We start from the raw sequence: 22,800 nt of genomic DNA, 5'->3' as shown, positions 1-22,800 counted from the left end.
GGAATATTTCCAAAAACTCATCGGTGCGCCCAGTGTAGAGGGATTGACTTAATGGGTTATTGGAAATATTCCTGGCTCTTTCAACCAGTCTTCCAAGAGGAGAGAGAATAGCCAAAACACTAACAGAGCTTAAGCTTCCTGACATTAAAGTGGGCGGTTACAGGAGCTGAGTGCAACACGGTTATTGAATTGAAGCTGGAGCATCATGCCGCATAGCCATAGCTTCCTGCATCACCTCGTCCATAACCTCGATCGGACACTTGAAGTCGAAGCGCTTACGGGGGCGCATGTTCAGTTGCAGTGCGATGGCATCCAGTTCCTCCTGGCTATGCACCGACAAGTCCGTGCCTTTGGGCAGGTACTGGCGGATCAGGCCATTGATGTTTTCGTTACTGCCGCGCTGCCAAGGGCTGTGCGGGTCGCAGAAGTAAATCGCCACCCCGGTCTGCTGGGTGATTTCAGCATGCCGCGCCATTTCTCGGCCCTGGTCGTAGGTCATGCTCTTGCGCATCGCCAGCGGCATGCCATTGAGCGCTGCACTGAAGCCTTCCATCGCCGAGGTCGCCGTCGCGTCGTTCATCTTCACCAGCATCAGGTAGCCACTGGTGCGCTCCACCAGCGTACCTACAGACGAGGCGTTGGCCTTGCCCTTGATCAGGTCGCCTTCCCAATGCCCTGGCATCAGTCGGTCTTCGATCTCCGGCGGACGTACATGAATACTGACCCTCTCAGGGATCTGACCGCGCCGATCCACGCCGCCAGAGCGCGGCCTGCGCATCGTCTTGCTTTGGCGCAGGCAGATGATCAGCTCTTTACGCAGCTCGCCGACTGGCAAGGCATAGATCGCGTTATAGATCGTCTCGCGACAGACGTAGGCATCTCTGAGGCTGGGAATATTCATGCTGCGCAGCTTGCCGGCAATCTGCTCGGGAGACAAACGCTCACGCAGCATATGCGCCACCAATTCGAAGCGCTCGCTACCCGGCAACAGCTTTTGCTTCGGTCGACACACCTGACGGCGGGCCTGCATCTGCTGCTGGGCCACGCGGGCCGAGTAGCCGCCACAGGCATCTCGATTGCGGCGCAGCTCCCGGCTGATGGTCGAAGGGGATCGGTTGATCAAGCAGGCAATCCCGCGCAGGCTGAAACCTTGGGCATGACCGATTTGAATGGTGGCGCGCTCTTCAACGCTGAGTTCGGAATAAGACATAGGGACAGCACCGTACCGGAAAGGTCAGGTGTTGCACTCAGTTTTCGCCGCCGCCCCCTTATTATCACTGCGAGGTGAATAGCTTTTCTGCCAATTGATTATGCCAATGCGATTCTCTTCGCCGAAGATTTCGTCCATGAGCATGCCAAGTCTAAATAGTTCCCTATGATCAATACAGATAGCCATAACCCCGCCTGGGGTTAGCATCTCACGCATCATCCAGATTCTGGGTGTCATGAAGCGCAACCATTTGCTGTGCTTGGACCCATCATCTTTAGGAACTACATCGCCGAGATCTGGATCGTTTGGATCCTTGTCCCACTTGTCGTTATAGCGGAAGTCCTCGCCGGTGTTGTACGGCGGGTCTGTTACTACAAGATCAACTTGACCACGATATTTATAGAGCGTGACCATCGCAGAAAGGTTTTCACCGTCCCAGATCTCATTCTCTGACTGGGCGGTTTCCTCTCCAAAGGATACTTTCTTGATAATACGATGCAGCTTCGGCTTGACCTGGCGGATGATCTGCCAGGGAGCAGCCCGCCCGGTGTAACTCATAACGATGCCATTCTTGCCAGCATCGGCAAGCGCCGCATCATGCTCCTGCAGCATACGGACCAAGGCGGCCCTCGGCAGTTGTTCGTAATCCATGCTTGCCCCTTGAATTCGTGCGGCGGCACCGAAAAGCTGAAAATTCTAGTACCGCTCGTGGATGCTTCACCATCCCTAGGGTGGCGAGTGTACTTGTGAACGTATTGATTTGGCTGTTAAACCGTTGAAAAAGACGGATCAACTGAGTTCCAAACGGGCTGCGTACTGGCTGGCAGATGCGAATCCGGCGCACGCCGCTCCCTTCTGGGCTCAAGCCCGCGAAGCGGGCATAAAGAACCCGGCCGAGGCCGGGATCCTTATGGGCTTATGGGCCGGCGTATTGGTCTGCCCAGTCCAAAGCCGGTGCCACGGGAGCTTGCACCTCCTGAGGCCAGGTTTTGGAGCCCACTGCAAATCGCCCGTAACCCATTAAAAGATAGCTGGGCATCCGACGAAAAGAGCACCAAGGCACCATTACCCTTGAGCTACAGCGCCGCTACGGGGCACCAGTTTGATTTCAACGCGGCGATTTTGGGCGCGACCCTCGGCGGTGTCGTTGGGGGCAATGGGCGAGCTGGAGCCTGCACCAAAGGTTTGCAGGCGCGAAGGATCGACGCCATTGCTGCGCAAAGAGAAAAAGGGGACTGATTTATGTGCGCCAGGCAAAGCTTGGTCGCCTGGGAATGACGGCGCAAGCCGTCACGAAATGGCGTAAGAAACCCAGCGGGTATGACCCCCGCCCGGTAAAGGTTAGCCACCGACCGGAAGCGAGTCTTGCGTGGTGACCGGGTAACCGGCGCTGCGAAGCGTAGACAGCAGAAAAGGGGATTTATTTTCCCTACTCTAAAACGGCCGCTGTTGGCCGATTGCTGCCTGTCGTGGACGACCGTTTAACTTCAAAGCCTGACTGGATTGCAAACTGCTGACACGCGTAGATTCTGTTTTCGACTCGTTTAATGCCGTCGATGCCAGGCCATAAACAGAGAGGAAACAACCGCTCGAAAATTCGAGCCATAGACTCTAGAGCCAGTGGGTAGTCGGAGTCATGTTCCTGCAACCATCAAATCCAGATTCTGCACCGCCGCTCCAGCGGCTCCCTTCCCAAGATTGTCAAACACCGCAGCCAACAAAACCTGCCCCGTCTCATCATTTTCACACACCACCAATCGCAAACTATCAGTCCCGTTAAGCGCCTGAGGATCAAGGCACGTCAACCCTTTGGCCTCCTGCATCGACATCACCTGTACATGGTCCGCATCGACGTAGTGCTGCATAAGACACGCATGCAACCGCACCGCATCCACGCCCGGCGCCAACAAGCGAAGTTGCAACGGTATGGTCAGCACGATCCCCTGCCGAAAAGCCCCATAAGCCGGCACAAACATCGGCCGCTCCATCAGACCGCTTTGCTGCTGAATCTCCGGAATATGTTTGTGTGCCAGCCCCAGACCATAAACCTGAAACGCGGGCGCCTGTGATGCGCCCTCTCCCTCATGCTCTTGCACGCCAACGCGCCCTTTTCCGGAATAGCCCGACACAGCATGAATGTTCGTCGGATAGTCCCTGGGCAGCAACCCGGCCTCCAGCAATGGGCGCAGCAGCCCTATCGCCCCCGTGGGATAGCAACCGGGATTGCTGACCCGCCGTGCCGTGGCGATGCGTTGGGCCTGCTGCGAGTTCATCTCCGCGAAACCATAGGTCCAGTCTGGATGGGTGCGGTGCGCCGAACTCGCATCGATCACCCGAACGGCGGGGTTTTCGATGCTCGCTACAGCGTCGCGTGCGGCTTGGTCGGGCAAGCAGAGAATCGCGATGTCGCAGGCGTTGATGATTTCGGCGCGACGTTGCGGATCCTTGCGATGTTCGGGGCTGAGCGTGATAAGCCGCAGATCGGTCCGGTCGCGTAGACGTTGATGGATTTGCAACCCGGTGGTGCCTTGGTCGCCGTCGATGAATATAAGAGGACTTGCCATGGAATGCTCTCGGACATAGGAAATCAGGAGTTCCAATCTTCAGTGAGGGGCTAAGATAGGAAAAGTTGAATTTCTAAACGATGAAATTCAGCTTTTCTGAACAAGGAGTGACTCATGCGCGAAATCAGCCTGGACCGTCTGCGCACGTTGGTGGCCATTGCCGACCTGGGTTCGTTTGCCGAGGCGGCCCGTGTGCTGCACCTCGCGCCACCCACGGTCAGTTTGCATATTGCCGACCTGGAGTCGCGGGTTGGCGGAAAGCTGTTGTCGCGCACACGTGGGCGCATTCAGCCTTCGGCGATTGGAGAAACGCTGGTGGAGCGCGCGCGGCGCCTGTTGGCGGATGCGGAGCAGGCGCTTGAGGACGTGGAGCGTCAGGTGCAGGGCTTGGCCGGGCGTGTGCGGCTGGGTGCCTCCACAGGGGCCATCGCACAGTTGATGCCGCAAGCTTTGGAGACGTTGGGCCAACGCCATCCCGCTATCGATGTGCAGGTCGCGGTGCTCACGTCGCAGGAAACTTTGAAGAAGCTTGCCGAGGGCTCTTTGGAGATCGGTCTGGTCGCGCTGCCACAGACCCCGGTGAAGGAATTGCGGATCGAGCCATGGCGGCGGGACCCGGTCATGGCCTTCTTGCCGGCTCGCTGGGAATGCCCGGATGTTGTGACCCCCGGTTGGCTGGCCGCCCAGCCATTAATTCTGAATGACAAAACTACTCGGCTTTCGCGCTTGACCTCGGAGTGGTTCGCCAGTGATGGACGGCAGCCCACGCCGCGTATTCAACTGAACTACAACGATGCGATCAAAAGCCTAGTGGCGGCCGGTTATGGTGCGACGTTGTTGCCGCATGAAGCCTCCACGCCATTGCCCGATACCAGGATCGTCATGCGGCCATTACAGCCCTTATTGTGGCGTCAACTTGGTATTGCCCACCGTGGTGGGGACGTCGAGCGGCCTACGCAACATGTGCTGGATGTGTTGTGGGGGTTGAGTGCGGGCTAGGGCGATGTTGTCAGAGAAAGGACCGCTTTCGACCCGGTCATACGGTGATTGAGGTCCCAGGCGTCAGCTACCGCACCTGAAGCCGTCGTTCATCGCTCCAAAGCCGGTGCCTGTCTCCGTTCGCCCAGGCCAGGGTGTCGTAGTACTTGTGCAGCAGCTCGGTAATGGCGGCGGTGTCGTCGGTCATGGGGTTTCCTTGGGGTTGGCGGTGAGGACTGCCTGGACGCGTGCTTGCAGCGCGGGCAGCACGTCTTGTTGGAACCAGGGGTTGCGCACCAGCCAGCGATTGTTGCGCGGGCTAGGGTGAGGCAGGGGGAACGCTTGCGGCCAGTGCTCGCGCCAGGCTTCGACCACCCGGGTGAGCGGCGTCTTGCCAGTACCGAGGTGGTAGTCCATGGCGTAGCTGCCCAGCACGATGACCAGCGACAGGCGCTCGAAACGCTGCATGAAGGCTTCGCGCCAGGCGGGGGGCGCACTCCGGGCGTAGCGGCAGGTCACCGCTTTTGCCGGTGCCCGGATAACAGAAGCCCATGGGCAGAATGGCGATGCGGGTAGGGTCGTAGAAGGTGTCGCGGTCCACGCCCAGCCAGGCGCGCAGACGCGCGCCGCTGGCGTCGTCGAAGGGCACGCCTGAGGCATGGACCCGGGCCCCCGGTGCTTGGCCGGCGATGAGGATGGGCGCACTCGGGTGAAACTGGAAGACCGGCTGCACGCCGTGTGGCAGATGCGGTGCGCAGCGCGTGCAGGCGCGGACGTCGGTCAGAAAGGCGTCGAGTGTCGGCATGGCGCGCTTCCGGAAAGGGTGGCTCGCGCAGGACGGAGGTGCCATCCTGCGCGAAGCGTAACCCGGCAGCAAGTCAGTGCTGGGTCAGTGTCGGATAGCCCTGGATGAATACGCGGTCGGTCTTGGCCGCCGGCACATGGCAGCCCATGCAGTCGGCTTCGTAGCTGACGGCGACATTCTTGGCGGGGGCGTCGGCCTTGAACAGCGCCCAGCCCCAGCCGTCGCCCCACAAGGGGTTGCTGGCGAAACGGCCTTTGGCGTCCTTGACCATCACGAACCACACGGCCGCATCGGAACCCCAGACCACAGGGTTGCCAGTGGTCATGGCGCTGGTTTCGAGCTTGCGGATCTCTTTCACCAGCGTGGCGCCGTCCAAGAACTTGCCGGTCTTGCGGTAGTGCTCGGCCGAGGCCTTTTCGGTGTACACATCGTGCAAGCCGCGAGAGGCGGATTTTTCGTCCAACACCGCATATGAGCCCAGGTGGACGAAGTTTGTGCGGAAGTCTGTGGGGCGGCTGATGCCGCCCTGGCTGTCCACATAGGGCGAAAAGTCGCCGGCCGTGACGGCCAGTGGCAGGACGAGGGCGCTGGCGAGCAGAGCGCCGGTGAGTGCGATTTTCATCGTGTTCTCCTTATATGCCTATGGAGATCAGACGGCGACCACGGGGAAATCCACCGTGGTGTCGGCGATGTGGTTGGTGTAGTTGGTGAGCGTGTTCAGCGCGACGTTGGCGATCACTTCCAGTATCAGGCCGTCGTCGAGCCCCGCGCGGCGGTAGTTGGCCATGGCGTCGGCCGACACCACGCCGCGTTGCTCGACCAGCGCGCGGGCAAAGCCGGCGATTGCATCGTCAAGTGCGTTGGCCGCCTGGCCGGTGCGGGCCGCGGCGATGGCCTCTGCCGACAGTCCGGCACCTTTGCCGATCAGGGTGTGTGCGCTCAGGCAATACTGGCAGCGATTGGCTTGACCGGCAGCGAGCGCAACGATCTCGCGCTGGGAGGCATTCAGGCGGCCGGTGCCCAGCGTTTCGGACAAGCCGAGGTAGCCATTGAGCGCCGCCGGCGCGTGGGCCAGCGTGGCGAACAGGTTCGGCACCATGCCAAGCTTGGCTTTGACGGCCTTGAGTGTGGCAGCGGTAGCGGCGTCAGCGGTGTCGATGGTCAGGGGGGCGATTTGGGTCATGTCTATCTCCGTAGTGGGTGAGGTGCAAGAGCACGTGGGCATGATCGCCCTTTGTTTGGTACGATATGGCACGTAAAGTATCAAATACGTAACCTATCGTCTTATATGGAGAGTGGAATGGCGGATCGACTGGCCGGCTTGCTCCGGCACTACTCGCTTTCGGCGCGCGTTTTTCACAGCGGCGCCTTCTGTGGGCAGCATCATTACGCGGCGCCGCATGGCTATATCCATCTGGTGCGGCGCGGCCCGATTACGGCGCGTTCGCCCGTGCATGAAGATCTGCTGGTTACCGAGCCGAGCCTGCTGTTTTATCCGCGCGGGGCGTCGCATCGTTTTGTCGCCGCCCCCGGCGATACCGCTGAGCGGTTGTGTGCGGAGGTCGACCTGGGCGCTTCGACGGGCAATCCGTTGGCCATGGCCTTGCCGTCGATGCTGCTGATTCCGTTGGCGGACTTGCCCGGCCTCGGGCCGACGCTAGAGTTGCTGTTTGCCGAAGCCGAGCGCGACCAGTGCGGTCGGCAGGCCGCCATCGACCGCTTGTGCGAGTTGCTACTGATCCAGTTGCTGCGTTATCTGATGGATGGGCGGCTTGGCGCCACCGGACTGCTGGCGGGCCTGGCCGACCCGAAACTCGCGCGCGCCATAACCGCCATGCACGATGCGCCGCAGACCGCGTGGTCGCTCGAGGCGCTGGCGGCGAAGGCGGGCATGTCACGCGCGCGCTTCGCCGCCGCGTTCAAGGACGCGGTGGGCGTCACGCCGGGCGACTATCTGGCCGACTGGCGGATGAACGTCAGTTGCACCCTGCTCAAGCAGGGGCGGCCGGTGGCGGTGGTGGCCGACCGCGTCGGCTACGGCAGCCCGAACGCTCTGGCGCGCGCCTTCCGCGTGCGCATGGGCTGCGCCCCGCGCGACTGGCTGGCGCAGCAGCGCGGTGACGCGGCGCTCAGCGGTTCGTGAGTTTGAGTTCGATTCGCCGGTTCTTGGCGTAGGCGGCGCCGGTGTTGCGCTCGTCGAGCGGGTGAAATTCGCATCACGCCGGAACAACTGGCGGAACTCCAGGTGGCGATCCGTCAACGGCTGGTCAGTCTGTTCGTGCGGCGCGGCCGGCTGGACAAGGCTGAGTCAGTGGCGCAGGTAGCTGGATGACGCTGTCCCGCCCTGAGCCGACGCTCACAGGCGGGGATTTCCAGTGTCGTCATTGTCGGCTATTGGCCGGCAGCAGCCCGTCGTTGCCTGATGGATCCAACCCCTCCGCTGCTATAGTGCAGTCGGCTTCTGACGTTCAGTGCAGCCGTCTTCTGAAAACGACACAAAAATACTCGATTTCGGCTTGTTTCATGTTCAACAATCACGTACAACAATCTATGAGCAGAAAAGGTACCTTTCATGATCATAGGTTATGCGCGCGTCAGCACTAACGACCAAAATCCCGAATTCCAAGTGGACGCCTTGGAGAAAGCCGGGGCTGAACAGGTATTCCAGGAAAAATTTACCGGAACCCTACGTGAGCGACCCGAATTGTCGCAGTGCCTCCGTATGCTCCGGCCGGGCGATGTCTTGGTCGTGTGGAAGCTGGATCGCCTCGCTCGTTCATTGAAGGACCTGGTGGAGATTGTTCAGGATCTCCAGGATCGCGGAATCGGCTTTAAGTCCCTAACGGAATCAATCGACACAACCAGCTCGGGTGGTCGCCTGGTGTTCCACATTTTTGGGGCACTGGCTGAGTTTGAGCGTGATCTGATTAGGGAGCGGACGATGGCTGGATTACAGGCTGCCCGAGCTCGTGGGCGAATGGGTGGAAGAAAGCCTGTTATGACCGGCTCAGATGTGAAAAAAGCGGCGGCTATGCTGTCCGATCCGATGGTGACCAAAACAGAAGTTGCCCTGCACTTCCACGTCAGCCGGACAACGTTGAACACTTCACTTAAGCGTGAAGGGTACGCTATGTAAAGCGCGGGAAATTATCCATGGTTTGGTAGGTTTGGTTTGGCATAGCGCATTCGTTAATTAGAGGACGACCCTGCTCGAATATAACCACTCACATCTATTCCAAGGTCTAAAAGCAAAGCTATTGGTTGCTGCCACTGCGGTCATCAATGGCTTTTCAGTAGCCACAAGAGATAGCAGCACTTTTTAGGCCGCGGGTGTAACAGCAATCAACCCGTGGAAAACATAAGCAAGTTTGGCCAATTAATAGCAAAACCAAAAGAATTAGGAGCCGTTAGTGTCACGACTGACCGATTTGATTGCCAAGGCAAAAGCCAAAGACGCGGCGTTAGGGGCCGAGCTGGATCGAGAGTTCAGAATGCTGTCGTCACGGTTACCCTTCGGGCTGAACTTCGAGCGTCATAGCCCGGAAGCGGTAGAATTGCCGCTGCGACCGATTCGGAAGGGTGACAAGGTACGCGTATTGCCGGAGCGTGGTTCCACCAAGAATGGAGATCAGCGGCTGTGGCAGGTGAAGAGTATCCAAAGAGCCAAGAAGTCGGCTGTTTTGGAGTTACTGGGTGCCGAAGAGAGCGAAACGCAAACCGTGGCGCTGGATGACCTAGTGGTGGTGGCCGAGTTCCGCGACACCATCTATCCGGGCCTGGTCAGTACCGGCAAGGTGCTGCGTGGCGGCGATAAGCCGTGCCATACGGTCATTAATGGTGAAAACTATCATGCCCTCAAGGCACTAACTTATACCCATCGCGGCAATGTTGACGCCATATATATTGACCCGCCTTACAACTCGGGCGCGAGTGACTGGAAGTACAATAACAACTATGTTGGCGAGGACGATATTTATCGCCATTCCAAGTGGCTTGCTTTCATGGAGCGGCGCTTGCTAATCGCGAAGGAGCTACTTAAGCCGTCAGGTACTTTAATAGTCACAATAGACGAGCACGAGGTTCGTCGCTTAGGGTTGTTGCTGGAACAAACATTAGAGGGGTTCACTATCCAGCAGGTCACAATCGTGATCAACCCTAAGGGTGTGACACAAGGTTATCTTTCACGTGTGGAGGAATATGCGTTCTTCTGTTTCGGTCCTGAGAGCAAAATCTTCGCAGGGGACGATGATCTCTTGACAACGACGGACTCGAAAGCATCTGATGATGGCCACGCACGCCCTCGGTGGAAAGGATTACTTCGATCAGGGGATGAAGCGGAAAGAAAAGATCGTGAACAGATGTTTTACCCTATCTGGATCAACCCCAAGACCAAGAAGATTGTGAAAGCAGGCCAATACCTTCCTCTTGGACAAGAACCCGACTTTAACCTAACTGATTCGGACGGTAACGTTGCGGTCTGGCCTGTACGCAAAAACCTAACGCTTGGAAGATGGGGAGTCGGAGTCAGTACATTTAACGATCTTGTCAAAAAGGGCTTTGTAGCGCTTGGAGCGTATGACAAGAAACGCAAAACGTGGGGCTTTTCGTACCTGTCCGAACAGCTTCGTAAGGAAATTGAAAATGGAACCTTAGTCGTGCTGGCTCGAGATCCAGTGACTGGGGTTGCAGATGTAGTTTACGACGGTGCTGCGACCAGAAAAGTCCGTACCGTTTGGCACAGGACAAAGCACGACGCCGGCGCGTACGGCACCGATTTAGTCGGAAAGTTTTTGGGCAATGGTCGCGCATTTCCGTTCCCCAAGAGTCTTTATGCTGTTGAAGACGCCCTTCGCATAATTGTTCGAGGGAAGCCCGACGCTGTTATCCTCGATTTTTTCAGTGGTTCAGGATCAACCGCGCATGCGGTGATGCGCCTCAATCGACAGGACGGTGGTCGACGACAGTCGATATGCGTCACTAATAACGAAGTTCGTTCCGATGAGCAAGCCGCTCTGCGCCAGGCGGGACTACGTCCAGGTGATCCCGATTGGGAGAGGCTGGGTATCTGCGACTACATCACCAAGCCGCGTGTTGCCGCTGCCATCACAGGCAATACTCCGGACGGTCAGCCGATTAAGGGCGATTACAAGTTTATCGACGAATTCCCGATAGCAGAAGGTTTCGAGGAAAACGCCGAATTTTTCACCCTGACCTATGAAACCCCATTATCGGTCAGCCACAACCTGGCGTTTAGCCGAATCGCGCCCTTACTGTGGTTGCGCGCTGGAGCGCGTGGGCGTCGTATTGACAAGCTGCCCGCCGATGGATGGGCGGTGGCCGATGCCTATGCACTGCTAAACAACGTGGATGCAGCTACACCCTTTATCGAGGCACTGGCCCAGGTGGATGGGGTACGCATTGCCTATATCGTTACTGACGATGACCGCCGCTTCCAGGCAATCGCCAAGCGGTTGCCCGATGGCGTTGAGCCAGTGCGCCTGTACGAGTCTTATCTCACCAACTTCAGCTTTACCAACGGAGAATAACGGATGAAGTTCACGCTCAAAGACTATCAGCGCGACGCCGTCCGCGACTCCTTGAATAACCTGGGCAAGGCCCGTCGCCTTTGGCACAGTGAATCTGACAGGACGGCATTCTCGCTCACCGCAGTAACCGGCGCAGGTAAAACGGTAATGGCGGCGGCCACGTTCGAGGCGCTGTTTCACGGTGACGATGAGTTCAGCTTTGATGCCGACCCTGGTGCAGTGGTGATCTGGTTCAGCGATGACCCCTCGTTGAACGAGCAAACCCGCTTTCGTTTTATCGAGGCCAGTGATCGTATTAACTACACCGACTTGGTGGTGATCGAAAACACCTTCAACAGGCCGAAGTTCCAAGCCGGGAAAATCTACTTTCTCAATACCCAGAAGCTAAGCAAGAATAGCCTACTGGTGCGTGGCCATGATCCCGAGGAAATGGCGGCTAAAGTGGATGGCACGTTTCCCGACATGCGCCCTGACCTGCGTGCGTACACTATCTGGGATACCATAAAGAACACCATTGAAGACCCGGATTTGACGCTGTATCTCGTGCTGGATGAGGCGCACCGGGGTATGGGCAAACAGACGGCAGCTAGCCAGAACGACAGGAATACTATCGTTCAACGGCTCATCAATGGCGTGGGTAGCGTCCCCGGCATTCCAGCTGTGTGGGGTATCTCGGCCACTGTGGAGCGATTCAATAAGGCGATTGAGTCAGCAGGCAAGCACATCAAGCTGCCCAATGTGGAAGTTGATGCCTCCAAGGTTCAAGAGTCCGGCCTTATCAAAGACACCATCCTGCTGGATATACCGGATAATGTTGGTGATTTCGATACCGTTCTGGTGCGTCGAGCGACCGACAAGTTGAAAGAGTCCACCGCTGCTTGGGCTGCTTACTCGAAGCAACAGCAGGAAGCCCATATTGTCGTGCCGTTGATGGTTTTGCAGGTTCCCAACACGCCTGACCCCGATGAAATCGGGCGGGCGCTGGATACCGTTTTCGAGCGCTACCCTGAGCTGCCATCTGCCAGCGTGGCGCACGTTTTCGGGGATCACACTACACAGCGCTTCGGTAACCGCGACGTGCCCTACATCGAGCCTCAGCGAGTCGAGGAGTCAACATGGGTGCGGGTCTTGATTGCTAAGGACGCCATCAGCACCGGCTGGGATTGTCCGCGAGCCGAGGTCATGGTTTCTTTCCGTGCAGCAAAGGAAAAGGAGCACATTACGCAGTTATTGGGCCGTCTTGTGCGTTCGCCACTAGCTCGCCGTATACCTGGTAATGACCGCTTGAATGCGGTGGACTGCTTACTGCCAAAATTCAATCGCAAGGCTGTAGAGCAGGTTGTTGATGAGTTGACGACCGGCAGCGAGGCGGCAACGCCAGGCCGAGTCTTGATTGACTACATTGAAGTGGTGCCAAATCCCGCTGTTTCGCCTGCCGTGTGGGAGGCATTCGAGGCGTTGCCGTCGCAGACACGCCCGCAGCGTGGTGCCAAGCCTGCTGTCAGGTTGACTGCGCTGGCCCATGAGTTGGCGTCCGACGATATCCTCCCTGGTGCAGGCAGGCTGGCCCATGCCGAAATGCACGCATCCCTGGATAAGTTTCAGGCCGACAACGCAGCCAAGATCAAGGATAAGCGGCAGTCCGTGTTGGTTGTGGACGGCAAGACAGTGAAAGCGGACATGCTGGGCCAGGGGCGCAGCCTGGAACAGTTCTGGGAAGATGCCGACGTGGCGGTAATCGACGACGCCTACCGGCGCGCAGCTCGCATTTTCAGCCCGGCGATTGCCCATTCGTATGTTGACCATTTGGCCAGCCAGGAGGCCGACCGGGATGACGACCCGGAAGCATTCCTGGAAGCCATCGTTGAAGCTCGCGTAACCGTTGCTGGCTTGGGCCTGGTTATGGAGGCACAAGCTTATTTCGATGCCGAGGCGGACAAACTGGCGAAGGCCTGGCTGTCCAAGTATCGGGAGCAGATCAAGGCCCTGAGCGATGATCGAAGGGAATCCTATCGGCAGATCATCGAAATGAGCACGGAGCCGCAAGACGCAGGGTTGCTGAAGCCAGAGGCCCGTTATGAGGCGACCAAGGCGAACGAAAACGGCAAGGTGAGAGTCTTCCCGGTCTGGGATAGTCACTTGCTATGCGATCAAGCAGGAAAGTACCCGGCTGACATGAATGACTGGGAGCGTACCGTTGTCGAGACTGAATCGGCCAGGCCGGGCTTCACATCCTGGTACCGCAATCCGCAGCAGCCAGGGCAGTCGTCGCTGGGTATCGCCTACCAGGAAGCTGGCCAGTACAAAATCCTGCGCCCTGATTTCATCTTCTTTGCCGAGCAAGATGGCCAAGTTGTCGCGGATATTGTTGACCCACATGGACTCCACTTAGCCGATGCTTTGCCCAAACTGCAAGGACTAGCTATGTATGCAGAGAGGCACGCCGGTGCATACCGCCGCGTTGAATCAGTGGCAGAAGTGAAGGATAAACTTAGAGTACTTGACCTGACCAAGTCTGAGGTACGACAAGCCATCACTGATGCCACAGAGACCGCTGGATTGTTTAGTAGCATATTGGCTGACGACTATTAAAATCCTCCCGCGGGAAATCGTACGGGAAAAGGGTAAATCGCCTCGGAAGAAAAAATAACGAAGCGGGCACACGGATGTGCCTTTGATCCCGCTGCCGGCTGTGGTGGCCGTCTGTTCGAGATGAAAATCCGCTGCGCATAATCTATCTTATGTTAAAGCACATGCAGTGTACCGAAAGGTTCATGAGTTTTTGTTGGATTTGCCTGTAGCCCAGTGACTCTGAGGTTTCCTGCGAATATCCCGAGCCTCGCCATTTTTCTCTTACACGCAGTGCAGTAATTGACTCATGGCCCGTCGAGCAACGCGCGCATGTGTTCTCCAAAGTGCAGTTTGGTCGCAAAGCGGACATTCGAGTAAGACGAATAGCGCTTGCAGTATGCGCGCCCATGGAATGGAACCGAAGGCGCAATGAAATGGGCTTCGTCGCGCCTGCGCTTAATGGGTTCTACCCCGTTACTGTGGACATTCCTAAAAAGAGGCCTGACACGCTGCTCACAGGCTCGGCGTGCCTCCGAACAACAGGTAATAAGCGATGCCCAGTAGCGAACTGACTAAGATCACCGGCAACATGCCCACCTTGAAGCGTAACATGGCAATAAAGGCGGCCAGTGCAAGCACCACACTGGCGATCTGAATACTGCCCCATGTCGGCACCATTAACTGCATGCCAAAGGTCCGAACCGTATCTACTTCGGCGAAAGCGACATGCACCGCGAACCAGATAGCCAGGTTCAGCATCACGCCCACAACGGCGGCGGTGACCGCCGATAACGCAGCACTCACCGCCTGGTTCCCGCGCAGCCTTTCTACATAGGGTGCGCCCAGGAATATCCACAGAAAACAGGGAACAAAGGTCACCCAGGTAGCCAGAATCGATGCAAGAATGCCCGCTGTAAAAGGATCGAGGGGGCCTGCGTCGCGGAAAGCGCCCATGAAGCCCACGAACTGTACTACCTGAATCAAGGGGCCGGGCGTGGTCTCTGCCATGCCCAAACCATCCAGCATTTCCCCTGGCGCAAGCCAGCCATAGTTCTGTACGGCCTCCTGTGCCATATAAGCCAATACTGAATAAGCACCACCGAAGGTGAGGACGGCCAGCTTGCTGAAGAAAAGCCCTATTTGGGTGAAGACATCGTCAAAGCCCAGCGATACAGCCAATACAACTAGCGGTGTGAACCACAGCGGTAGCCAGACCGCGAGTACCTTGAGCGCCCGCTTGCGCGTTGCCTTGGTATGATGTGCGGCACCGCCATCCATCATGGTGTCGATCGCCCGTTCACCATCCTCGGGCGTGTCATGTCCCTTGATGACCACGAATCGTTCCGGGTCCATGTACCGCCCCAGCAGGCCAATAACGGCAGCAGTCAGGATCACTACCGGGAACGGGACAGCGAACAAAAAGATGGCAATGAAAGCAAGGGCCGCCAAGATGTACATATAGGCATTCTTGAGCGCGCGCTTACCGATCCGGATGACGGCCTGAATCACGATCGCCAACACCGCCGCTTTAATCCCAAAGAAAAGCGCCTGCACCAGGGTTGCATCCTGAAAGCCCGCATAAAGCACGCTCAACACCAGGATGCTCAAAAAACCCGGCAACACAAACAGTCCGCCGGCCACGAGCCCACCCTTGACGCCATGCAGCAGCCAGCCGATATAAGTAGCCAGTTGTTGGGCTTCCGGCCCGGGCAGTACCATGCAGTAGTTCAGGGCGTGCAGAAACCGGCTTTCGCTGACCCATCGCTTTTCATCCACCAGAATACGATGCATGACGGCGATTTGGCCGGCAGGACCGCCGAAACTCAGCATTGCAATCCTTAGCCAGACGCGCACCGCTTCCCCAAACGTAATCTCATGACCAAACTCGTTGCGATCGCCACCCGATGGCACGGTGTCTTGTTGGGTTCTGTGGGCTGTATCGGTGGAGTGGGACGACTCCGGCATGCTTACTTCCCCTTCGTATAGGTTGTGTACAAACTGTCGAACACCTGATTGGCAGCCAGTAACAGCTGATCATCGTTATGATGAGACTCGCGAAAGCCCATCAATACGCATTCAACTCCAGTGGCCGCCGGTGGCTGATGGCCGCCAACATCGAGGTAATGCACCAGTTCCGCGATCCGCTGCAGTGCCACCTGGCGCAGGCCAAAGCTCGCCAGCAACGTTTCAAAGGTGACCTTGTCAGCTACATGGGTGAAGGCCGCTCCATCGAAATCAAAACCCAGCGCGTGATCAGGGCAATCAGCTGGAGAGCTTAACCATAGAAAATTCGCTTCCGGATCGATGAATCGCTTAATCAACCAGGCGCTGGCCAGGCGGTCCACCCACGGTCGGCGACGAGTTGCCCATACCCTTCCCAGGTAGTCGGCACGGTTGAGGAGAGCGACCGTGCCTGAAACAGGTAGCGGCTCATCAGGCGACAGCACCCGATTTGCGTCGGTTTCCAGTTCCTGCAACGCCCGATCGACCCGTTCACGGGCAGCACCTGGAAAAAAATCAATCTGTGACACGCGCGTGAAGCGCTTACGCAGTTTCCGGGTCTCCCTAATAACCTCCATGGCCGATTCTGGCAGCAGCGTTGCCCGTAGTTCTGCGATGTCCGAGTGCAAGGCCTCATAGTCGTCCGCACGATCGAATAAAGCGGGGAATTCATGAGCATCCGGGCCGTCAGTGGGTACAACATGGGCGACACCGCCGGCTTCACGCACGTCATGGGCCACAGCCTCCAACTTCTCGACGTGATCGGGGTGAGCTGGCAGTAAATAGACGCCGTCGCGAAGTGAAGCCGCGCCCCATGCCTTAATAGAGCGCCAGGCCCGCATACGCACCGTCGCATTTTCTGTAGGAAGTGACAGAATCAGTAGAAGCCATGACATTCTGTAGAATCTACTACGTGTTTGTAGCAATCACAACACTTTTATGGCTGAACGGTTGTGATGGCCATCTGACTACAGTAGCATTCTCATATATCCCCCCACGGGGGATAGGTTAAAAGCTGGTTTTGACCCCAGACTTACCAAATCATCAGCCACGCTAGGAACACTGTGATGCACCACGAACGACTCGATCATTGGCAACATAAGCATGTCTTTGGCCAGGATCGGAAGCGCCCCGGAGAAATCCGAACGCTCATCGTGGTGGGCCTAACGCTGGCGATGATGGTCTGGGAAATCCTGGCCGGGATCGTTTATGGCTCGATGGCCTTGCTGGCCGATGGGCTGCACATGGGGTCGCACGCGGTGGCCCTGGGTATTGCCGCCTTCGCCTATGCATACGCCAGGAAAAACGCAGGCAACGCCCGATTCTCTTTCGGGACGGGGAAGGTCAATGCGCTGGGCGGCTTTACCGGAGCCATTCTGCTGGCTGTCTTTGCGCTCTACATGGTCATCGAGAGTGTTGGGCGTTTTATCCAGCCCGTCCCCATTTCTTTCGATGGGGCCATATTTGTGGCCATCATAGGCCTGGTGGTCAACGGGGTGTCAGCGTGGATACTGGGGGATGCAGGTCATGACCATGGTCACAGTCACGGGCATAATCACGGTCACCACCATCATCACCATGACCACAACCGACGGGCCGCTTACCTGCATGTGCTTGCAGATGCGTTGACGTCAGTCCTTGCCATTGCTGCCCTTCTGGCGGGTAAATATGCCGGGTGGAACTGGATGGACCCGATGATGGGGATTATCGGTGCGATTCTGGTAACCCGTTGGTCCTGGCAACTTTTAAGAGACACCTCAAAAATCCTTCTCGACGAGCAACATCAGGACATGGAGGACGCTGTTAAAGAGGCCGTCGAAGACGACGATGCCAAAGTCAGTGATCTGCATGTGTGGGCAATAGGCCCAAACATTCATGCCGCTATTGTCTCAGTCGTCTCGCATCAGCCCGAGTCGCCCGCAGTTTATAAGGAGCGCATTCAGGCACACTGCCAGTCCCTGGTCCACGTGACGGTGGAACCTCTTCGCTGTGATTAACGGAGAGAACGCAAATTAGAGAGTAACGAGATCAAAGATAACGGGCGATTGCTTTGAACTCGTCGACGCGCCGCTGCTGCTCCGGCTCCAGCGGTCCGATGGCATCGTCCAGGCAGTGTTCAATGTGGTCCTGTACCAAGACGCGCTTGGCCTGCTGGATGGCCTTTTCCACAGCGTGAAGCTGCTGTGCCAGCTCCAGGCAGGGCTTCCCCTGATCCATCATGCCAATCACGCTTTCAAGATGGCCGTTGGCCCGCTTAAGGCGTTTGATGATATTCGGATGCGATTGATGCGTGTGATCATTTATCATGTTTAATTCCTATCCCCCGTGGGGGGATGGTATCCTCTTGCTTCGTTGAAATCCAACCACCGACTCGACCATTGAGACTGATGATTTCGGCCCTCCATCAAAGAAAACTGCTTCCGACGCTCGTCATGCTGTTCGCATTGGCGGGCCTGTCGCTGTCGGTGATTGGCGAGTCATTCTCTCACGGTGTGGCCAACTTGGCAGGCGATTGGGAATCGCAGCCTGACGGCCACCCAGGCAGTTATGGTGCGCATGGACACACCCACGATTTTGACGAAGAGCCAGAGACATCCTCAGTGCATCATGATGCTGGCAATCATACTCACGAGACCGTGGACCAGCTCAGGGTTCCGTTTGTTTCCCAAAGCCTGACCGTTCTCCGGCAGCCCGTGCCCTTTGCCGGAGGTTCTCCCCGCAGTTTGCGCTATCGGCTTGAACGCCCTCCAAAAGCCTCTATTCCCGCTTGATTCTTGCCGCTTACGTGGCCCGAGAAAACAAATTCAATTGGAGTCTTTATGTTGTCAAGCTTGCTTGGCGGTTGCCGTGGTGTGCCCTCAACGGGCACAGGCAGTCGTCTGTTCTGGACATTTCTGACCCTGGGCTTTCTGGGTATGAGTACCGATGTGCTTGCCCACGCAGTCGCTCAGGGCGACAGGGGCTACATCCAGGAAATTACCGGGATAAACCTTATTGCGTTCATCTATCTGGGGGCCAAACACATGGTCACCGGCTATGACCACCTGCTGTTCCTGCTGGGTGTCATTTTCTTTCTTTACCAAATGAAGCACATCGCGATCTACGTGAGCCTGTTTGCCCTGGGGCATTCCACCACAATGCTGCTGGGGGTGTACTTCAATGTGGGCATCAACAGCTACATCATTGATGCGATTATCGGCCTGTCCATCGTCTATAAGGCACTGGACAACATCGGTGCCTACCAGCGGTGGTTTGGCTTCCAGCCCAACACCAAGGCCGCCACGTTGATTTTCGGGTTCTTCCATGGTTTCGGCCTGTCCACCAAGATCATCGAATACGACATCTCGCCGGACGGCCTGATTCCGAACCTCCTCGCCTTCAACGTGGGCGTGGAAATCGGACAGTTGATCGCCCTAGCCATGATCCTGATTGCCATCAGCTTCTGGCGTAAAACCGACGGCTTTTTCCGCCACGCCTATACAGCCAACGTTGCCATGATGAGTGCAGGTTTCCTGCTCTTTGGCTATCAGCTCACGGGTTACTTTGTCGCCTGATTCTGGAGATTTGCTATGTACAACACCGATATACCCAACCGTGAAGAACTGCCCAGCACTGCCAAACTTATTCGATCAACCATCATCGCAGCTATTGTGGCGCTGATTCTGCTGGTGACCGTGGTCATGCCCGCCGAGTACGCCCTGGACCCGACCGGTGCCGGCAGATTGCTGGGGTTGACCGAAATGGGCGAAATCAAGGAACAACTGGCTGATGAAGCTGCCGCTGACGAGGAGGCACAGATGGTTGCCGTGCAATCCTCTAGCGATCAGCAGGAAACCGAAGCAGTACAGCCTGAAGCCGAAGAACCCGCTCAGGAAGCTGCCCCAGAGCCAGAACCAGAACCTGCGGCCGTGCAAGAACAACAAGCATCAGAACCAGCACCTGCAGAAACACAATGGCAGGACGAAGTGCGAGTGGTTCTTACGCCTGGCGAAGGTACTGAGTTTAAGCTCACCATGGAAGAAGGTGCTGTGGCTCGCTTCTCTTGGGTATCCGAGGGTGGCCCAATCAACTTTGATACCCATGGCGATGGAGGCGGCCAGTCAATTTCATACGAGAAAGGCCGGGGCGTACCGGAAGACGAAGGCCAACTGGAAGCCGCTTTTACCGGCAACCATGGCTGGTTCTTCAGAAACCGGAATGACAATGACATTACTCTCGTCCTTCGTACCGGTGGAGACTACGGACAACTGAAGAAAATGCTTTGATCACGCAGGCATAAATTGCAATTTTTTTTGGAGCCGGTCAGACAATGGCCGGCTGCGAGAAGAAGCGAAGGTTCATGAAATGGAGCAAAACCAGAGGTTATGAATCAGCTCATGAATGTCATGCATACAGCAATTAATTAGGCTACTGAAATACCGCGTTATTCATAATTTTCCATATCATCGGTGATCGCCGGGTCGGAATAGTTATTCCACTTTATCGTTAGTGCATCCGATTAAGCGGTACCAGCCTTCAAAATTGAATCGAAAGCCGATTCGAAGCTGAGAGCTGCAAATGTCCGCTTTTGTTTAGCAGCAACCAAAGCTCCTCTGGCCGAGGAGGTTCATGAGAAGCACGATTTTCATGCTGTATGAAGTATCTGGTGAACCAGGCCAAGCCGCTGGCCAATAAGGCCATTGTTTCAGAAAGAGTTATTGAGGCTGGCTAGTTCGATGAACAACAACACTGCGCATAAGTTAAATCATTGTTTTTAAATGATAAATTAAGCATACTCTAAATTCATTGTGCCACTAAACGGAAATCTGATTATGAGCCAGGCAGTTCACCTTAAATTTTTCAATGGTGCCCGTGTAGCCTTAATGGAGCACCGAGGTCCAATCGAACAACTTCCGACTCGCTACGACCAGTTTCAATACGATGGCGGCCTTTACTGGGGCACGAAAGGTTCTGGCTCAATGGCTCTGGCAACTGCCATTGCCGGCTGGTACGCGGGCCATGTCGTCTGTGACACAGGAGATCACGTGGCCAAGTGGGGGGAAAAACTGGTACACAATCTGGTTTCGAAACTTGATCCAGACGCTGAGCATGTTATTTCCCCCGAGAGCGTAAAAACAGCTCTTGAAGCTGAAACTGATCTGTAAATAAGAATCAGAGCTGAGGCGCCGCCTTCAGCTCTCATAGATCGCATCTTCCAGAGTCCCGACGCCACCGACGAGATCAATCATCTTTCGGGGCGACAGGCCACCGAACAGCGAATCAGGTGTATCAAACCAACGCTCAGCTTTCGTTCTGGAACCAAATTTTTCCTCGGCCCCCAGGAGCAGATCCGCTTCAATCATCTGCCGGATTTTTCTCATCGGCAAATAGAGGGTTTCTTGACCATGGAACGAGCGCCCAATTTCCTGAAAATCGTATTTCCGGAAAAAGTCTTCACTTTTCTGGGTTAACGGGTCAACGACTACGGCAACACCTAGTTGAGTGTGGGTAAAAAGCTCCCAGGACTGAAGCAGTGCCTCTACTAGCAGTTCTTCACCAACGCGCATTGGAGTGCCCTGATATTCATTATGAACACCGAACCAGGCTAACTTAAAAGCGGGTAATGGGTAGTGGGGATAGTTTCCCTGGATGTCTGTATGAGCCACCGTACAACTGGTTAGAGTGTAAAACCCAACTATTGGCGCTGGATGGCGGTCCACCATTTCATCATCGAGAGCCACCCAGGTTCGATTGATGGATTGCTGGGCTTGCTGACTCGCCCGCTTTTTCAGGAACTCATTGACGTCAGCAAGCCCGCAATCAAACGTTTTACGGTCGTGAAGTTTCTTGTTCAGTTCTTCTATAAAAAGCACTTTCCTGTTTCCGTTTATGTCGGCGGCGCATGGCTGCTGACAACGCTTCATTTGCTGTCTCTGGTGACTCGCATGTCGCCTTAAAGGCAGCAAAGGCCTCGCTGTTCAACCGCACAACTTCTGCTTCCTCGATTGCTCGACTGGCCTTTTCGCGAATTGCTTGCACTACAAAATCGCTCAAAGTTTTCGAGCCCACTAAAGCAGAAGCCCGCGCCGCAAGGTTCTTGATGTCTGGATCCAATCGTAGGTCCAGCCTTGCGACTTTATGCTGCATTTTTTCATCTGCTGGGAATTTCTCTTTAAAAGAGTTTTCCTCAGCATCTCCCCGTTATTGTGTTAGACAATATTTCTCTCTTTCTCCCGTGCCTTTGAAAGACACACATGAATTGTACGGAAATTTACCGTACAGCGCAAGAAGCCATTTATTATTTGAATGATAGGCCGCGCTCCTGGCCCTATGTCACAAAAAGAGGGTAAGATTGTTATGTTGGGACTTCTTCACCGGTATTGACTCCATGCGAATAATCCGGGGATAATTTCCCAAGATGGAAGAGGTACACCCAAGCTCGATACTCGCAGAGTGATCGGGCTTTTTTGTGCCTGTTTCATTCTCACCAAGTCGCTTAATTGCGGCTTTTTTTATGCCCTCAGGAATCTATCGAACGCTATGTTCCGGTTCTCATGGCAGCGCCGGATCGAAACCAGGTCACGCAACAAACGCAAGATGGAAGAACGAAAGATATCAGTGGATATTTCCACTCGTTTGCTCATTCTGAGGGTCGGCAACGATTCTGACGAAATCCTCCAAAAAGCGCATTAACCATCTGTTTTACAAGCCCTAAATTAACTATTTCATCGCGTGCAGACGATGCGTTACCTGCCGTATTCCCACACCCAGTAGCCAAAAGCCGCGGCACATAAAAGCCATGTGCCAATAACGACTGCGGCCGCAACGTGGCTGATCGGCTTGGTTGCCACTTTAGCTGCTTTCGAGCGACTCGCTTCTATCACATTCGATGGCGTCAGCTTGATGACAAGGACGATGCCCAGCGGGACCAAGATAATGTCGTCAAGATAGCCCAGGATCGGTATGAAGTCCGGAATGAGATCAATTGGACTCATGGCGTACGCTGCGATTGCGAGCGCAAGCAGCCGAACGACTATGGGGGTATTCGAGTCTCGCGCCACAAAATAAACCGTCAGCGCATCATGCTGAATGCGTTTTGCCGCAGCTCGCAGCCTGCCAAAGGTCACGGTAGACATCTAAACTTCT

24 protein-coding genes and 1 pseudogene are annotated in these 22,800 nt (G+C 56.0%); 10 read left to right on the top strand and 15 right to left on the bottom strand.

Annotated features, from left to right (window positions below):
• The 5 genes and pseudogenes from EDB94_RS20990 to argC form a co-directional block, all read right to left on the bottom strand.
• The coding region (locus tag EDB94_RS20990) for a HAMP domain-containing protein (protein WP_404935305.1) at positions 1 to 145 on the bottom strand (145 nt) is incomplete at its 3' end.
• A gap of 36 nt (positions 146 to 181) precedes the next feature.
• A complete protein-coding gene (locus EDB94_RS01515; RefSeq protein WP_003465026.1) occupies positions 182 to 1,210 on the bottom strand; it encodes an IS30 family transposase in 1,029 nt (342 codons plus the stop codon).
• Positions 1,211 to 1,234: 24 nt separating this feature from the next.
• Entirely contained in the window at positions 1,235 to 1,861 is a 627-nt protein-coding gene (locus EDB94_RS01510) for a DNA methyltransferase (RefSeq protein WP_003465024.1), read from the bottom strand.
• 414 nt (positions 1,862 to 2,275) lie between these two features.
• Positions 2,276 to 2,431 (bottom strand): annotated as a pseudogene (locus EDB94_RS20820) (OmpA family protein); the annotation flags it as partial.
• Positions 2,432 to 2,844: 413 nt separating this feature from the next.
• On the bottom strand, positions 2,845 to 3,774 hold the full coding sequence (gene argC, locus EDB94_RS01500) for an N-acetyl-gamma-glutamyl-phosphate reductase (protein ID WP_003465021.1): 930 nt from the start codon (positions 3,772 to 3,774) through the stop codon (positions 2,845 to 2,847).
• A gap of 114 nt (positions 3,775 to 3,888) precedes the next feature.
• Between argC and EDB94_RS01495 the strand changes: the two genes are divergently transcribed.
• Positions 3,889 to 4,773 (top strand): LysR family transcriptional regulator, encoded by an 885-nt coding sequence (locus EDB94_RS01495; protein WP_003465017.1) that lies wholly within the window; start codon positions 3,889 to 3,891, stop codon positions 4,771 to 4,773.
• A gap of 183 nt (positions 4,774 to 4,956) precedes the next feature.
• Here EDB94_RS01495 and EDB94_RS20815 read toward each other — a convergent pair whose 3' ends face one another.
• From EDB94_RS20815 to EDB94_RS01475, 4 genes are all read right to left on the bottom strand, one after another.
• Positions 4,957 to 5,169 carry a hypothetical protein gene (locus EDB94_RS20815; RefSeq protein ID WP_223866296.1) on the bottom strand — a complete coding sequence of 71 codons (213 nt, stop codon included), beginning with the start codon at positions 5,167 to 5,169 and terminating at the stop codon, positions 4,957 to 4,959.
• Complete coding sequence (locus EDB94_RS01485; protein WP_020309195.1) at positions 5,072 to 5,557, bottom strand: uracil-DNA glycosylase family protein; 486 nt, start codon at positions 5,555 to 5,557, stop codon at positions 5,072 to 5,074. Before EDB94_RS01485 ends, EDB94_RS20815 begins: the two co-directional genes overlap by 98 nt.
• 73 nt (positions 5,558 to 5,630) lie before the next feature.
• On the bottom strand, positions 5,631 to 6,179 hold the full coding sequence (locus EDB94_RS01480; RefSeq protein WP_003465000.1) for a cytochrome P460 family protein: 549 nt from the start codon (positions 6,177 to 6,179) through the stop codon (positions 5,631 to 5,633).
• 27 nt (positions 6,180 to 6,206) lie between these two features.
• The gene (locus EDB94_RS01475) at positions 6,207 to 6,740 is read right to left on the bottom strand and encodes a carboxymuconolactone decarboxylase family protein (protein WP_020309197.1); all 534 of its coding nucleotides are present in this window, start codon (positions 6,738 to 6,740) and stop codon (positions 6,207 to 6,209) included.
• Between the two features lie 117 nt (positions 6,741 to 6,857).
• On the opposite strand from EDB94_RS01475, the gene EDB94_RS01470 reads away from it, so the two are divergent.
• The 4 genes from EDB94_RS01470 to EDB94_RS01450 all read left to right on the top strand — a co-directional run bounded on the left by EDB94_RS01470 (position 6,858) and on the right by EDB94_RS01450 (position 13,695).
• Positions 6,858 to 7,700 carry an AraC family transcriptional regulator gene (locus tag EDB94_RS01470; protein WP_057387757.1) on the top strand — a complete coding sequence of 281 codons (843 nt, stop codon included), beginning with the start codon at positions 6,858 to 6,860 and terminating at the stop codon, positions 7,698 to 7,700.
• Between the two features lie 429 nt (positions 7,701 to 8,129).
• A complete protein-coding gene (locus EDB94_RS01460; protein ID WP_108019883.1) occupies positions 8,130 to 8,693 on the top strand; it encodes a recombinase family protein in 564 nt (187 codons plus the stop codon).
• 274 nt (positions 8,694 to 8,967) lie between these two features.
• On the top strand, positions 8,968 to 11,103 hold the full coding sequence (locus tag EDB94_RS01455; RefSeq protein ID WP_108019881.1) for a site-specific DNA-methyltransferase: 2,136 nt from the start codon (positions 8,968 to 8,970) through the stop codon (positions 11,101 to 11,103).
• Between the two features lie 3 nt (positions 11,104 to 11,106).
• Positions 11,107 to 13,695, top strand: coding sequence for a DEAD/DEAH box helicase (locus tag EDB94_RS01450; protein WP_108019879.1), 2,589 nt, complete (start codon positions 11,107 to 11,109; stop codon positions 13,693 to 13,695).
• A gap of 492 nt (positions 13,696 to 14,187) precedes the next feature.
• On the opposite strand, the gene chrA is transcribed toward EDB94_RS01450, so the two are convergent.
• On the bottom strand, positions 14,188 to 15,639 hold the full coding sequence (gene chrA, locus EDB94_RS01445; RefSeq protein ID WP_219908299.1) for a chromate efflux transporter: 1,452 nt from the start codon (positions 15,637 to 15,639) through the stop codon (positions 14,188 to 14,190).
• A gap of 2 nt (positions 15,640 to 15,641) precedes the next feature.
• The gene (locus EDB94_RS01440) at positions 15,642 to 16,571 is read right to left on the bottom strand and encodes a chromate resistance protein ChrB domain-containing protein (RefSeq protein WP_058091223.1); all 930 of its coding nucleotides are present in this window, start codon (positions 16,569 to 16,571) and stop codon (positions 15,642 to 15,644) included.
• A gap of 171 nt (positions 16,572 to 16,742) precedes the next feature.
• On the opposite strand from EDB94_RS01440, the gene dmeF reads away from it, so the two are divergent.
• Complete coding sequence (gene dmeF, locus EDB94_RS01435) at positions 16,743 to 17,672, top strand: CDF family Co(II)/Ni(II) efflux transporter DmeF (protein ID WP_108019877.1); 930 nt, start codon at positions 16,743 to 16,745, stop codon at positions 17,670 to 17,672.
• A gap of 31 nt (positions 17,673 to 17,703) precedes the next feature.
• On the opposite strand, the gene EDB94_RS01430 is transcribed toward dmeF, so the two are convergent.
• Positions 17,704 to 17,982, bottom strand: coding sequence for a metal-sensing transcriptional repressor (locus EDB94_RS01430; RefSeq protein WP_011786634.1), 279 nt, complete (start codon positions 17,980 to 17,982; stop codon positions 17,704 to 17,706).
• Between the two features lie 125 nt (positions 17,983 to 18,107).
• On the opposite strand from EDB94_RS01430, the gene EDB94_RS01425 reads away from it, so the two are divergent.
• The 4 genes from EDB94_RS01425 (at position 18,108) to EDB94_RS01410 (ending at position 20,819) form a co-directional block, all read left to right on the top strand.
• Positions 18,108 to 18,446, top strand: a complete 339-nt coding sequence (locus EDB94_RS01425; RefSeq protein WP_223268878.1) for a hypothetical protein — start codon at positions 18,108 to 18,110, stop codon at positions 18,444 to 18,446.
• Between the two features lie 48 nt (positions 18,447 to 18,494).
• Complete coding sequence (locus EDB94_RS01420) at positions 18,495 to 19,229, top strand: HupE/UreJ family protein (protein WP_011786636.1); 735 nt, start codon at positions 18,495 to 18,497, stop codon at positions 19,227 to 19,229.
• 15 nt (positions 19,230 to 19,244) lie between these two features.
• Entirely contained in the window at positions 19,245 to 19,940 is a 696-nt protein-coding gene (locus EDB94_RS01415; protein WP_108019875.1) for a hypothetical protein, read from the top strand.
• A gap of 546 nt (positions 19,941 to 20,486) precedes the next feature.
• Entirely contained in the window at positions 20,487 to 20,819 is a 333-nt protein-coding gene (locus EDB94_RS01410) for a hypothetical protein (RefSeq protein WP_062786883.1), read from the top strand.
• Positions 20,820 to 20,846: 27 nt separating this feature from the next.
• Here EDB94_RS01410 and EDB94_RS20570 read toward each other — a convergent pair whose 3' ends face one another.
• The 3 genes from EDB94_RS20570 to EDB94_RS01395 all read right to left on the bottom strand — a co-directional run bounded on the left by EDB94_RS20570 (position 20,847) and on the right by EDB94_RS01395 (position 22,790).
• Positions 20,847 to 21,527, bottom strand: coding sequence for a DUF2384 domain-containing protein (locus EDB94_RS20570; RefSeq protein ID WP_146162232.1), 681 nt, complete (start codon positions 21,525 to 21,527; stop codon positions 20,847 to 20,849).
• The gene (locus tag EDB94_RS01400; RefSeq protein ID WP_099619992.1) at positions 21,484 to 21,801 is read right to left on the bottom strand and encodes a DUF1778 domain-containing protein; all 318 of its coding nucleotides are present in this window, start codon (positions 21,799 to 21,801) and stop codon (positions 21,484 to 21,486) included. The genes EDB94_RS20570 and EDB94_RS01400 overlap by 44 nt, the downstream gene beginning before the upstream one ends.
• 599 nt (positions 21,802 to 22,400) lie before the next feature.
• Positions 22,401 to 22,790 (bottom strand): YkvA family protein, encoded by a 390-nt coding sequence (locus EDB94_RS01395; RefSeq protein ID WP_008295667.1) that lies wholly within the window; start codon positions 22,788 to 22,790, stop codon positions 22,401 to 22,403.
• Positions 22,791 to 22,800: the final 10 nt, after the last annotated feature.

The organism is Marinobacter sp. 3-2 (assembly GCF_003751355.1).
Classification (GTDB): Bacteria; Pseudomonadota; Gammaproteobacteria; order Pseudomonadales; family Oleiphilaceae; genus Marinobacter; species Marinobacter adhaerens.
Note: the sequence above shows the minus strand (reverse complement) of the source record. Positions and strands in the feature narration are given on the sequence as shown.